Here is a 13,621-nt window from a genome sequence, read left to right as displayed (position 1 = left end):
ATGCTGATGCACGGTATCACCGGCGCACTCAGGTGCCACCCCTCGGGCGGGCCCCCACTTCGGGCGGGTTCTCAGGCTCCCGGGCGGGCGAGCGCGAGGGTTCGGAGCGCATCGCGCTCGGTGCCGTCGGTGACGAGGTCGGCCTGGCCGATGCCGACGAGCGCGAGGTTGCGCATCGACTCGGTGCCGGGGCTGAAGTATTCGTTGTGCCCGGTCGACCCGGCGAGCACCTTGTCGGTGATGAGGTCGACGCTGCCGGCGACGCTCATGACCCGGGCGCCGAACGCGGTCTCGCCGGGGTCGGTGCCGAAGAAGCTGCTGTTGCTGATCGGATCCCACGCGGCCTCGCCGACGAACACCGCGCCGCTGACCTTGAGGTCGTCGACCGTCTCGGCGGGGGAACCGGGCGAGCCGATCATGGCGAGCGCGTCGACGCGGGCGGGCGTCTCGCTGAGCGCGAGCATCGAGGCCGTCGTGCCGTAGGAGTGCGCGAGCAGCGAGACGTGCGGCTGGTCGGCGCCCCGGAGGGCGTCGAGGCCGAGCAGCGTGGAGGAGATCGCGTCGCGGCCCTCGTAGGCGAGGTCGAGGCTGCCGACGTTGAGCAGGTGCGGGGTCTGGTAGCCGATCCAGGCGACGGTCGCGACGGTCGGACCCTCGTCGTCGATGGCCTCGTCGAGGGCGAGCTCGTCGGAAGCGCGGATCGCCGCGGCGATGGCCGAGGGCGAGGTCGCCGCCGAGCTCGGCGCGAGCGCGGTGACCGCTTCGGGCGTAGCGGCCGACTGGTCGAGCAGGGCGAGCCACGACACCTGCTCGTCGTAGATGCGCGCAGCCGTGTCGGCCCATTCGACGATGTTGCCGCCGACGGAGATGAACATGCCGGGCACGAGGTAGCTGACGTAGTCGGCTGTCATGAGGTCGCCGAGCGCGATCGAGGCCTTGCCGGCGCCTTCGACGTCGAGCGTGATGAGCTGCCGCTGCGGGTTCGCCTCGGCCGGGCCGAGCGCGTCGGCGATGGAGTAGAGCATCTGCAGCTGGCCGTCGTCGCGGGTCTGCAGCGCGCGCGAGGTGCCGCCGACGAGCCCGAGTTCGAGGTCGCGGATGGTCTCGCGCAGCACGGTGCGGTTGGCCTGGTCGCGCACCGCGTAGGGAACGCCGTCGAGGTTGCCGACGAGCTCGGGGGCGGCGATGGCGGCGCGCAGCTGCTCGCTGCCGTCGAGCGCGCTCCACCAGTTCGAGACGGTGCGCGGGGCGGGCGGGTCGGCGAGCACGGTGCGCATCGACTCGCGCAGCGCGGCCCGGTCGAGCGGCGTGGTGACGGCGGCGTTGAGGGCGCTGCTCTCGGAGCCGGCCGTGCGGGGGGATGCGGCGCTGACGAGGCGGTCGAGCAGGGCGGTGCCGCGCGGTTCGATCGCGGTCGGGATGCCCGTGCCGAGCCCGCCGACGGCCGAGGTCGCGCTGCTCGACGCGGCGGCGCTCGGCGCCGTGCTGCCCCCGGTCGTGGCAACGGCGGTGGAGACGGCGGAGATGGCCGGGCGATTCACAGCGGGCGCGCTGGACGGCCCCGCCACCGTGAGTGCGGTGAGCGAGGCCAGCAGGAGAGCGGTTGCCTCTGCGAGCACGTCGGGGAGCCTTCCGCGGCAGCCGGGAGGGGTCACCCCGAACCGGGGTCGACTGACGCGGTTTCATGGTATGGCCAAACGCGCCCCGATTGGGGGGCCAAGCTGGCAATCGTCTCCTGGAGTTAACAATCGGGGCGGGCGCTCTCCCCAGCAGGATGCGTGCGCGGGGCGCTACTCCGCCGCGTCGGGGGCCGGTTCGGGCAACGCTGCGGGCCCCTCACGCACGAGGATGGCGAATTCGGCGGCGTCGATGATGCGCAGCCCCAGCGCCTCGGCCTTGCCGAGCTTCGAGCCGGCGCCAGGGCCGGCGGCGACGAAGTCGGTCTTCTTGCTGACGCTGCTCGCGGCCTTGCCTCCGGCCGCGATGATCGCCTCCTGGGCGCCTTCGCGGGTGAAGCCCTCGAGGCTGCCGGTAGCGACGACGGTGATGCCGGCGAGCACCCCGCCGGCCGCGGCGGCCGCGCCGGGCCCGGGGTGGCCGGGGGTGAACAGCTGCACGCCGGCGGCGGCCCAGCGCTCGACGATCTCGACGTGCCAGTCGACCTGGAACCAGTCGATGAGCGCCTCGGCGATGATGCCGCCGACGCCGTCGACGGCGGCGAGCTCCTCCGCCGTGGCGGCGCGGATGGCGTCGAGCGAGCCGAAGTGGTCGGCGAGGGCGCGAGCGGCGACGGGGCCGACGTGCCGGATGCTGAAGCCCACGAGCATCCGCCACAGGGGCTTCGTCTTCGCCTTCTCGAGCTCGTCGAGCAGGGTGAGCGCGACGGCGCTCGGCTGCGGGCCCTCGAGCCCTTGCTTCTTCTCGGCCGCGGTCGGGTTGCGGCGGAACGGCGAGCGGCGGCGCGCGGTGCCGTCCTCCTCGAGCTTCGGCAGGCCCGTCTCGGAGTCGGTGACGATGACCTCGATCGGCAGCAGGTCGTCGAGGGTGAGCTCGAACAGCCCGGCCTCGGTGACGAGCGGCGGAGTCGACGGCACGTCGGGCTGGGTGAGGGCGGCGGCGCCGATCTCGCCGAGGCCCTCGATGTCGAGCGAGCCGCGACTGCCGATGTGCTCGACGCGGCCGCGCACCTGGGCGGGGCAGCTGCGCGCGTTGGGGCAGCGCAGGTCGACGTCGCCCTCCTTCGCGGGGCGCAGCGGCGTGCCGCACTCGGGGCAGTCGGTCGGCATGACGAACTCGCGCTCGGTGCCGTCGCGCAGTTCGACGACGGGGCCGAGCACTTCGGGGATGACGTCGCCGGCCTTGCGCAGCACGACGGTGTCGCCGATGAGCACGCCCTTGAGCTTCACGACGTCCTGGTTGTGGAGGGTCGCCTGCCGCACCTCGCTGCCGGCGACGCGCACCTTCTGCATGACGGCGAAGGGGGTGGCGCGGCCGGTGCGGCCGACGCTCACGACGATGTCGAGCAGCTTCGTGTTGACCTGCTCAGGCGGGTACTTGTAGGCGATGGCCCAGCGCGGGGCGCGGCTGGTGGCGCCGAGCTCGTCGTGCAGCTCGAGCTCGTCGACCTTGACGACGACGCCGTCGATCTCGTGCTCGACCGCGTCGCGGTGCTCGCCGTAGTGGGCGATGAACCCGGCGGCGTCCTCGGCCGAGTCGTGCACGCGGTAGTGGGTGCTGGTCGGCAGGCCCCACGACTGGAGGAGCTCGTAGATCTCGCTCTGGGCGGCCACGGGCGGCCTGCTCCACGCGCCGATGCCGTGCACGAGCATCCGCAACCGGCCCAGCCGGTCGTGCATGCGCGCCACCTGTGCGGGGGACTTGCCCTCCTCCTTCTGCCGCAGCGAGCCGCTCGCGGCGTTGCGCGGGTTGGCGAACTCGCGCTCTCCGGCCTCGCGCTGCAGCACGTTGAGCTCGTCGAAGGCGACCTTCGGCAGGAAGATCTCGCCGCGCACCTCGACGAGCTCGGGCAGCTGGTCGGCGGGGCCGTCGAGCCGGTTCGGGATGCCCGGCACGAGCGCCACGTTCACCGTGACGTCCTCCCCCACGACGCCGTCGCCGCGCGTGGCCGCGCTGACGAGCGCACCGCGCTCGTAGCGCAGGTTGATCGCGAGGCCGTCGATCTTCAGCTCGCAGAGGTACCGCACCGCCCGGCCGGAGTCGCGCTCGACCTTCGCCGCCCACGCCGCGAACTCGTCCGCGCTGAACACGTTGTCGAGGCTCAGCATGCGCTCGGCGTGGGTGACCGGGCTGAACAGCTGCGTCTGCGCGCGCCCGCCGACGGTCTGCGTGGGGCTGTCGGTGCTCTGCAGCTCGGGGAACTGGTGCTCGATCTGCTCGAGCCGCCGCAGCAGGGCGTCGTAGGTGGCGTCGTCCTCGAGCAGCTCGTCGCGGTCGTAGTAGGCGTCGCGCAGCTCGAGGATGCGCGTGGTCAGCGCCTCGGCCTCGTCGCGCGCCTGCTCGCGCGTCAGGGACTCGACGGGGGCGCGCTCGTCGACGGGGCCGGCGGGTGCGGGGGTCTCGACCGTGTCGCTCACGGCGCCAGTCTAGAAGCGAGCTCCGACAGTCTTCGGGGCCTCACGGCGGGCGCGCAGGGCCGCTGCGGCTCGCCCTGCCGAGCGCCTCGACCGTGCACAAATGCAGGACCTGCTCGGCGCGTCGATCGACGCCGAGCGGCAACACGCCGAGGCCCTGTCGAGATGTCCTGCATTTGTGCACGCCGGAGGCGGGGAGACACCTCGACGGCGGGCGCGCAGGGGTCAGGATGCTCGGGCAGAGCCGGCCGCAGCATCCACCGGTTCGGCGGAGGTCGTGCGGTCGATCGTGCACTGGCCCAGCACGCGGGTGCCGACGTAGAGCACCGCGGTCTGGCCGGGGGCGACGCCCATGAGCGGGGCATCCATCTCGACGACGAGTTCGAGGGCCGCAGCGGAGCCGGTCGCCAGCCGCGCCCGCGCGGGCACCGGCTCGCCGTGGGCCCGCACCTGCACCTCGCAATCGAAGAACGCGGTACCGCCGTCGCCCGACGCCGCCGTGACGCCGCTCGCCACGGGGTCGAGCCCCGCCCAGCTGTACCGAACACCGGCCAACTCGCGCACCGCCAAGGCCTCACGAGGCCCGACGACGACCTCGTTCGTGCGGGGCCGCACCTCGAGCACGAAGCGAGGGCGCCCGTCGGGGGCGGGCCGGCCGATGCCGAGGCCCTTGCGCTGGCCGACCGTGTAACTCGTGGCCCCGTCATGACTGCCGAGCGTCTCGCCCGAGCGGTCGACGATCGCGCCCTCGCGCGGCTCGATGCGCTCGGCGAGCCAGCCGCGGGTGTCGCCGTCGGGGATGAAGCAGATGTCGTGGCTGTCGGGCTTCTGCGCGACGGTGAGTCCGCGTGCGGCGGCCTCGGCCCGCACGACGGCCTTCGACGGCGTCGTGCCGAGCGGGAACATCGCGTGCGCCAGCTGCTCGGTCGTCAGCACGCCGAGCACGTACGACTGATCCTTCGCCTCGTCGGAGGCCCGGTGCAGCTCGCGGTTGCCGGCCGCGTCGGTGACGATGTGGGCGTAGTGCCCGGTCGCGACGGCGTCGAAGCCGAGGGCGAGCGCCTTCTCGAGCACGGCGGCGAACTTGATGCGCTCGTTGCAGCGCATGCAGGGGTTCGGCGTGCGGCCGGCCGCGTACTCGGCGATGAAGTCGCCGACGACGTCGTCGGCGAAGCGCTCCGAGAAGTCCCAGACGTAGAAGGGGATGCCCAGCCTCTCGGCCGCGCGGCGCGCATCGAGGCTGTCCTCGATGGTGCAGCAGCCGCGGCTGCCGGTGCGCAGCGTGCCCGGCATGCGGCTCAGCGCGAGGTGCACCCCGACCACGTCGTGCCCGGCGTCGACCGCGCGCGCGGCCGCGACGGCGCTGTCGACGCCGCCGCTCATCGCTGCCAGAACCCGCATGCCTCCAGGGTACGCGGGGTCGACGGGGCGCAGGTCTGCGGGGCGCAGGTCGAGCGCGACTACCGCCCGAGCGTCGGCGTGCGCGCCGCGAGTCCCGCGGCCTCGGCACGGGCGACCGCGGCCGGCAGCGCGGCCAGCAGCGCGTCGATCTCGTCGGCCGTGGTGTCGGGGCCGAGGGTGACGCGCAGCGCGCCTCGGGCATCCGCCGGGCTCAGCCCCATGGCGAGCAGCACCTGCGAGGGCTCGGGAACCCCCGCCTGGCAGGCCGACCCGGTCGAGACGGCGAAGCCCGCCTGATCGAGCAGGAACAGCAGCGAATCGCCCTCGCAGCCCGGCACGGTGAGGTGCACGGTTCCGGGCAGGCGGTCGGCGGCGCCGGTGCCGTGCAGCACGGCCTGCGGCACGAGTCGGTGGATGCCCGCCTCGAGCCGATCGCGCAGCGCGCGCTTGTGCGCCGCCCGCGCCGCCAGCTCGGCGTGCGCCGCCTCAGCAGCCACGGCGAAGGCCCACGCGCCCGGAGCATCCATCGTTCCCGACCGCCCGCGCTGCTGCGCTCCCCCGTGCATGAGCGGCACGACCTCGCTTCCTCGCCGCAGCACGAGCGCGCCCACGCCCACGGGGCCGCCCACCTTGTGGGCGGAGATCGAGAGGGCCGCGACCCCCGGCGGCAGGGGCGCGAGGTCGATCTGCCCGTAGGCGGCGATCGCGTCGACGTGCAGCGGCACGCCGGCGGCCGCGGCGAGCGCCGCGACCGCGGCGACGGGCTGCACCGAGCCGACCTCGTTGTTGGCGGCGAGCATGGTGATGAGGGCCGCATCGGACGCGTCGGCGAGCGCCGCCGCCACCCCGCCCGGGCCGTCGATCAGCAGCACCCCCTCCGCGTCGACCTCGAGCCACGTCACCGAGGCGCCCTCGTGCGCGACGAGCCACTCGACCGCGTCGAGGGTGGCGTGGTGCTCGGCGCGCGGCACGAGCAGGCGGGTGCGGCGCGGGTCGGCCTGGCGGGCCCGCCAGAAGAGTCCCTTGACGGCGAGGTTCACGGCCTCGGTGCCGCCGCCCGTGAAGGTCAGCTCGATCGCGTCGACGCCGAGGGTCGCCGCGATGCGGCTTCGCGCGTCATCGAGCATGGCCCTCGCCGACTGGCCCGCGGAGTGGATCGAGCTCGGGTTGCCCGCGGTCTCGAGAGCGTGCAGGTACGCCGCGCGCACCGAGGCGGGCATGGGCGAGGTGGCGGCGTGGTCGAGGTACACCGGCATCGGCATCCACCCCCTTCGAACGACGCGACGCGAGGCGCGGCGGACGCGCGGTCGCGCTGACCTACTCTAAATCCATGGCGACGACCGACCCGCTGGGTCACCTCGGAGTGACCGCGACCGCGCGGGGCGGGCGGTTGCGGGTGTGGAGCGAGCACGCGACCGCCATGGAGCTGTGCCTCTTCAGCCCCGACGACCCGGCGTGGATGGCCGAGCGCGTGCCCATGGCCCGCGACGAGCACGGCGTCTGGCAGGTCGAGCACGCCGCCCTCGTGCCGGGAACCCGCTACTCCGTGCGGGCCGACGGGCCGAGCGGGCCGACGCACGCCTTCGATCCCGAGCGGCACCTCATCGACCCCTACGCCCGCGGGCTCGCCCGCACCACCGGCGGCGACTGGCGGGGCTACGTGCAGCACGACGACTTCGACTGGGGCGGGGTGCAGAAGCCGCGCATCCCGCTCGACCACGTCGTGCTCTACGAGGCGCACGTCAAGGGCCTCACCAAGCTCGCCCCCGACATGCCCGACGAGCTGCGGGGCACCTACGCGGGCCTCGCGCACCCCACGACGATCGCCTACCTGAAGGATCTCGGGGTCACGACCGTCGAGCTGCTGCCCATCCACCAGAGCATCAGCGAGCAGCGGCTGCTCAAGCAGGGTCTCACCAACTACTGGGGCTACAACACCCTCAACTTCTTCACGCCGCACGCGCAGTACGCCACGCGCGGCGCCCAGAACGGCGGAACCGGGGCCGTGCTGCGGGAGGTCAAGGGCATGGTGCGCCTGCTGCACGAGGCGGGCATCCAGGTCGTCATGGACGTCGTCTACAACCACACGGCAGAAGAGGGGCCGACCGGGCCGACCTCGAGCCTGCGCGGCTTCGACGCCGCCTCGTACTACCGCCAGACCCGCGAGGGCGAGTACATCGACACCACCGGCTGCGGCAACACCGTCGACTTCTCGCTGCCCGCCGCCCAGCGCCTGCTGCTCGACTCGCTGCGCTACTGGGCCGAGGAGGTGCAGATCGACGGGTTCCGCTTCGACCTCATGGCGACGATCGGTCGGGATGCCCGCGCCCACTTCGACCCGGAGCACCCGCTGCTCGCCGCCATCCTCGCCGACCCCCTCCTCGCCGACTCGCTCATGATCGCCGAGCCATGGGACGTCGGCCTCGGCGGCTGGCAGGTCGGCAACTTCCCCGACGGCTACCACGAGTGGAACGACGGATTCCGCGACCGCGCCCGCACCTTCTGGCTCACCGACACCGCCGCCTCGCGCCGCCACGGCACCGCGGCCGAGGGCATCGGCTCGCTCGCCCGCCGCATGACCGGCAGCGCCCACGTCTTCGCCGCCGACCGCGGGCCCCTCGCGAGCGTCAACTTCGTCACCGCCCACGACGGCTTCACCCTCGCCGACCTCACCGCCTACGACTCGAAGCACAACATCGGCAACGGCGAGGACAACCGCGACGGCACCGACAACAACCGCTCGTACAACTTCGGCCTCGAAGGCCCCACCGACGACCCCGACATCACCGCCGCCCGCCGCCGCACCATGCGCAACCTGCTCGGCACGCTGCTGCTCAGCGCCGGCATGCCCATGATCACCGCGGGCGACGAGTTCGGCCGCAGCCAGCGCGGCAACAACAACGCGTACTGCCACGACAGCGAGCTCACGTGGCTGTCGTGGGACCGCTCCGGCTGGCAGGAGGACCTGCTGCGGGTCACCCGGCGCCTGCTGCAGCTGCGGCGCGAGAACCCGGCACTGCGACCGGTGCGCTACGGGCGCTGGGGCGAGACCATCCCGAGCGCCACCCAGATGGACTGGTACAACAAGGACGGCCGGGCCATGACGATGGACGACTGGGACTCGCCCGCCGAGCGCACCCTGCAGTACCTCGCCGCCTCGACCCCCGAGTTCGAGCACTTCAACCGCATCCTGCTCGTCGTGCACGGCCTCGAGGAGCCCACCTCGGTGCGCCTGCCCGCCCACGTCGGCGTCACCGGCTACACCCTGCTGTGGGACAGCTCGCACGACGACATCTCGCAGCTCGAGCTCGAGCACCAGCCGGGCGAGCCGCTCACCGTCGGGCCGACCTCGATGCTGCTGTTCCGGGCGCACGGGGATCAGGTGCCGTCGCCGGTCTCGCCGCCGTCGGCGCCCGCTCCGTCGTCCGCTGCCTCGGCCGCGTCCGCTCCTTCTCCTGACGATTCGGACGAGGGGCTCGCCGCGCCCTCCGACGATGCGGCGATGGATGCTGAGCCCGAGCCCGACCGGAATGCCTAAGCCGCGCCCCTCGGCCGGCCCCGCGACCCCGGCGACCGTCGCGCTGGCGGCGGCGGGCATCCCGTACACGCCCCGCCCCTACGCGCACGACCCGGGCGCGGCGAGCTACGGCCTCGAGGCCGCCGCCGCCCTCGGCGTCGAGCCGGAGCGCGTGTTCAAGACCCTCCTCGCCGAGGTCGACGGCTCGCTCGTGGTCGGCATCGTGCCCGTCTCGTGCCTGCTCGACCTCAAGTCGCTGGCCGCGGCCGCCGGCGGTCGCCGCGCCGCCATGGCCGACCCGGCCCTCGCCGAGCGCCGCACCGGCTACGTCGTCGGCGGCATCTCGCCCATCGGCCAACGCACGCGGCTGCCCACCTGGCTCGACGAGTCGGCGCTGCTCTGGCCCACCGTGCTCGTCTCGGGCGGCCGCCGCGGCTTCGACCTCGAGCTCGCCCCCGCCGACCTCGTCGCCGTGACGGGCGCGCAGCTCGCCGACATCGCCCGCTGAGCCGCGGGCGCGCGGTCGTCCGCCGTCCGGCACCGCCTGCCCGCGCTAGCCGGGTGCACAAATGCAGGACTTCCAGTCCCTCGTCCGGCGTGTTGCCGCCTCGCGCCGAACGACACGCCGACGCTGTCCTGCACTTGTGCACGGGCGCCGGCCGGCCGGTCCATCACAGGTCGATCCGGAGGACGTTCGTCCCCAGCCCGACCTCTACCACCCACTCAGATCGCGGGACCGACGGATCATCCGAGGATGCACGATGCGATCCGAACGCTGGATGCCCGGGGCGGCCTGATCGCCACCCACGAGCTGATCGAAGCGGGGTTCGGACGCCGAGCCCGTCGACAGCTTCTGGACGACGGCGTGCTCTGGCGGATCCGTCAGGGATGGTTCGCCCGCCCCGACACCGACCCGATGGCTCTCCGCGCCGTGCGGGTGGGCGGCGTGCTGACCTGCGGTCATGCATTGCGTCGGCACGGGCTGTGGGCGCTCGAGCACCCTGAGGTGCACGTCCGCGTCGCCGGGACCGATTCCCGACTCCGCGAGGATCGCGACAGTCGTCGTCGGAGAACCCCGGCGAGCTCGGCCGTCGTGCACTGGACGGGACGCTCCGCGGAGACCGAGCGGCTCGTGGCGACGGTGAGCGATGCGCTCTCCGACTACCGACGGTGCGTGCCCCACGACTGGTACCTGGCTGCGCTCGACTCGGCCCTGCACCACGCGCCGCTCGAGAGAGACGCGCTCCGTCGAGCAGGGCATCCCGTCGGGGTCGACGGCATCGACGGCGTCTGCGAGAGCGGCACCGAGACGATGTTCTGGCTCGCGATCCGAGAGTTGCTGCCGTCTATTCGTCGACAGCAGCGGATCCCCGGTGTGGGGCGGGTCGACTTCCTCATCGGCGAGCGGCTCGTCGTCGAGATCGACAGCCGAGAGTTCCACGACACCGCCCCGGGCCGCGCAGCCGATCGGCGTCGCGACCTCGACCTCAGCCTCGCCGGCTACCGCTGCCTGCGCTTCGACTACGACCAGATCGTGAACCACCTCGATCGCGTCGTCGCCGCCGTGCTGGCCGCGGTCTCCCGCGGCGACCATCTCCGCTGAGTCGGAGGTCGGCTCGACGGCACCGATCATCCGCCCCCGGCGTACACAAATGCAGGAGACTCGCGCACGGGCACGGCGTGTCACCGCGAAGCGGCGAACGACGCGCCGCAAGGGTCCTGCATTTGTGCACGCCTGCCGCGGGCGGCCGACCCCGCCGGGATGCCCCGGCTCTAGTGGGCGACCGCGACGAGTCCGAGCTCGGCCGGGTTGGCGAGCAGGTCGTGCCGCGGGGTCACCCGCACGTTGTAGCCGAACGAGCCGGAGCGCTGCAGCGGCACCGTGCCGGCGAAGGTCGCCGGGTGGCCGATCTCGTGGCTGACGAGCTGCAGGGTCTGGGTGCGCACGTCGGCGAGGTCGTCGCCCTCGTCGGCGCGGCCGAAGACCACGTCGACGCGCACGTCGTCGGCCTCGAGCGAGCCGAGGTCGACGTGCGCGCGCACCTGCAGCGCGTCGCCGAGCTGCGGCGACTCGACGCCGCCCGACTCCACGTGCGCGACCGAGAGCCCGGGCCATGCGGCGCGCACGCGCGACTTCCAGGCGGAGAGCTCGCGGGCGGGCGCGTGGTGGTCGGCGATGATCGTGCGCTGGGCATCCGCCGCCGGCATGTAGAGCCGCTGCACGTACTCGGCGACCATGCGGTCGGCCGAGAGCTCGGGCGACAGGGTGGCGAGGGTGTGGCGGATGTTCTGCAGCCAGCGGCGCGGGAGGCCCTCGGCGTCGCGGTCGTAGAAGCGCGGCGCGATCTGGTGCTCGATGAGGTCGTACATGGCGTTCGCCTCGAGCTTGTCGCGCTCGGCGTCGTCGCCGGCCGAGTCGGCGGTCGGGATGGCCCAGCCGTTCTCGGCGTCGTAGTACTCGTTCCACCAGCCGTCGAGGATGGAGAGGTTGAGCGAGCCGTTGAGCGCGGCCTTCATGCCGGAGGTGCCGCAGGCCTCGAGCGGGCGCAGCGGGTTGTTGAGCCAGATGTCGGTGCCCGGGTAGAGCAGGCGCGCCATGGCGATGTCGTAGTTCGGCAGGAACACGATGCGGCGGCGCAGCTCGGGATCCTGGCTGAACTGCACGAGCTTCTGGATGAGCGCCTTGCCGCCGTCGTCGGCGGGGTGCGACTTGCCGGCGATGACGAGCTGCACGGGCCGCTCGGGGTCGGTGAGCAGGGCGCGCAGGCGGGCCTCGTCGTGCAGCATGAGGGTGAGGCGCTTGTAGGTCGGCACGCGGCGCGCGAAGCCGATGGTGAGCACGTCGGGGTCGAGCAGGTCGTCCATCCAGCTGGGCGGGGCGACGGAGCCGTTCTCCTCGCTCCAGGCGGCGGCGACCCGGGCGCGCGCGTCGGTGACGAGCTGCTCGCGCATCGAGCGGCGCACGAACCACAGCTCCTCGTCGCTGATGGCGTCGCTCGCCCAGTCGGCGGTGCTCGTCTCGTAGGTGCCGAGCTTCTCGTGGACGAGGCGCACCATGAGCGGGTCGGTCCAGGTGGGGGCGTGCACGCCGTTCGTCACCGAGGTGATGGGCACGTCGGCCTGGTCGAAGCCCGGCCAGAGCTGGCCGAACATGCCGCGCGAGACGTCGCCGTGCAGCTGCGAGACGCCGTTGGCGCGCTGCGCGAGGCGCAGGCCCATGACGGCCATGTTGAAGACCCCGGCGTCGCCGCCGTCGTAGTCCTCGCGGCCGAGCGCGAGCACGTCGTGCACGTCGACGCCGGGCAGCAGGCCGGTGGAGAAGTAGCGCTCGATGAGGCCGTTCTCGAAGCGGTCGATGCCGGCGGGGACGGGCGTGTGGGTGGTGAAGAGCGTGCCGGCCCGGATGACCTGCAGGGCCTCGTCGAAGCTCAGACCCTCGGCGATCAGGTCGCTGATGCGCTCGAGCCCGAGGAACCCGGCGTGACCCTCGTTGGTGTGGAAGACCTCGGGAGCGGGCGTGCCCGAGACGGCGAGGTAGCTCGTGATGGCGCGCACGCCGCCGATGCCGAGCAGCAGCTCCTGCAGCAGGCGGTGCTCGCCGCCGCCGCCGTAGAGGCGGTCGGTGACGCCGCGCAGGCCGTCGGAGTTCTCGGGGATGTCGGTGTCGAGCAGCAGCAGCACGACGCGGCCGACCGCCATCTGCCAGACGCGGGCGTGCATGGCCTCGCCGCCGGGCAGGGCGAGCGTGATGCGCACGGCGGTGCCGTCGTGCTCGCGCAGCATCTGCATCGGCAGGCCGTCGGGGTCGATGAGCGGGTAGGTCTCCTTCTGCCAGCCGTCGCGGTCGATGGCCTGGCGGAAGTAGCCCGCGCGGTAGAAGAGGCCGACGCCGATGAGGGGCACGCCGAGATCGGATGCGCTCTTGAGGTGATCGCCGGCGAGGATGCCGAGCCCGCCGGAGTACTGCGGGATGGCGCTGGCGATGCCGAACTCGGGCGAGAAGTACGCGATGCGGGCCGGAGCGCCCTCGAGCCCCTGGTACCACCGGGGCTCGGCGAGGTACGCGTGCAGGTCGGCGCGCAGGGCCTCGGCGTCGGCGACGAAGTGCTGGTCGTCGGCGAGCTGCTGGAGGCGGGCGGGGTCGACCTCGCCGAGGAGGGCGATGGGGTCATGGCCGAGCTCCTCCCAGCGCGCGGGGTCGACGCGCTCGAACAGCCGGCGGGTGGGCTCGTGCCACGACCAGCGCAGGTTGGCCGCGAGGTCGCCGACGGCGGCGAGGCGCTCGGGAAGAACGGTTCGGACGGTGAATCGGCGGATCGCCTTCACAGGTCATCACTCCTCGTGCGGATCGGGCGGGGAACGGGCGCGCATCGCGCCGGCATACGCCCGCGAGGGGACAGCCTAGGCGACCGATCGCCGTTCCCGAGGTTCCACATCCGGCCCGCAGAACCGTTCCAGACGAGGGGGCCCGGGCACGGGACGACACCCCATCGGAAGTGCCCTCGCGACCGCCTCGGCGTGCGGACGGGGCGGCCCGGTCGGCGCCGCTCGGACGGCCCCGACCGGGTCGATCGCCTTGCGGCGATGCCTCGTTAACGACGAGCAGGATCGA

Annotated in this window: 8 protein-coding genes; 3 read left to right on the top strand and 5 right to left on the bottom strand. The window is 73.1% G+C overall.

Annotated features, from left to right (window positions below):
* Positions 1 to 71 precede the first annotated feature (71 nt).
* The 4 genes from HGB54_RS12590 to HGB54_RS04190 form a co-directional block, all read right to left on the bottom strand.
* A complete protein-coding gene (locus HGB54_RS12590; RefSeq protein ID WP_228545939.1) occupies positions 72 to 1,619 on the bottom strand; it encodes an alpha/beta hydrolase in 1,548 nt (515 codons plus the stop codon).
* A gap of 171 nt (positions 1,620 to 1,790) precedes the next feature.
* Positions 1,791 to 4,094: an NAD-dependent DNA ligase LigA gene (gene ligA, locus HGB54_RS04200; RefSeq protein ID WP_168915338.1), complete on the bottom strand. Its 2,304-nt coding sequence runs from the start codon at positions 4,092 to 4,094 to the stop codon at positions 1,791 to 1,793.
* A 222-nt stretch (positions 4,095 to 4,316) separates the two neighbouring features.
* Complete coding sequence (gene mnmA / locus HGB54_RS04195; protein WP_168915337.1) at positions 4,317 to 5,492, bottom strand: tRNA 2-thiouridine(34) synthase MnmA; 1,176 nt, start codon at positions 5,490 to 5,492, stop codon at positions 4,317 to 4,319.
* A 59-nt stretch (positions 5,493 to 5,551) separates the two neighbouring features.
* Positions 5,552 to 6,754, bottom strand: coding sequence for a cysteine desulfurase family protein (locus HGB54_RS04190; protein ID WP_228545938.1), 1,203 nt, complete (start codon positions 6,752 to 6,754; stop codon positions 5,552 to 5,554).
* Positions 6,755 to 6,822: 68 nt separating this feature from the next.
* Between HGB54_RS04190 and glgX the strand changes: the two genes are divergently transcribed.
* The 3 genes from glgX (at position 6,823) to HGB54_RS04175 (ending at position 10,612) form a co-directional block, all read left to right on the top strand.
* Positions 6,823 to 9,030, top strand: a complete 2,208-nt coding sequence (gene glgX / locus HGB54_RS04185) for a glycogen debranching protein GlgX (protein WP_168915336.1) — start codon at positions 6,823 to 6,825, stop codon at positions 9,028 to 9,030.
* Positions 9,023 to 9,517 carry a Cys-tRNA(Pro) deacylase gene (gene ybaK, locus HGB54_RS04180; protein WP_168915335.1) on the top strand — a complete coding sequence of 165 codons (495 nt, stop codon included), beginning with the start codon at positions 9,023 to 9,025 and terminating at the stop codon, positions 9,515 to 9,517. Before glgX ends, ybaK begins: the two co-directional genes overlap by 8 nt.
* Positions 9,518 to 9,763: 246 nt before the next feature.
* Positions 9,764 to 10,612, top strand: a complete 849-nt coding sequence (locus tag HGB54_RS04175) for a DUF559 domain-containing protein (RefSeq protein WP_168915334.1) — start codon at positions 9,764 to 9,766, stop codon at positions 10,610 to 10,612.
* A 170-nt stretch (positions 10,613 to 10,782) separates the two neighbouring features.
* Here HGB54_RS04175 and glgP read toward each other — a convergent pair whose 3' ends face one another.
* Entirely contained in the window at positions 10,783 to 13,335 is a 2,553-nt protein-coding gene (gene glgP / locus HGB54_RS04170; RefSeq protein WP_168915333.1) for an alpha-glucan family phosphorylase, read from the bottom strand.
* Positions 13,336 to 13,621: the final 286 nt, after the last annotated feature.

The sequence above is a fragment of the Microcella flavibacter genome, assembly GCF_012530535.1.
Taxonomy (GTDB): domain Bacteria; phylum Actinomycetota; class Actinomycetes; order Actinomycetales; family Microbacteriaceae; genus Microcella; species Microcella flavibacter.
Note: the sequence above shows the minus strand (reverse complement) of the source record. Positions and strands in the feature narration are given on the sequence as shown.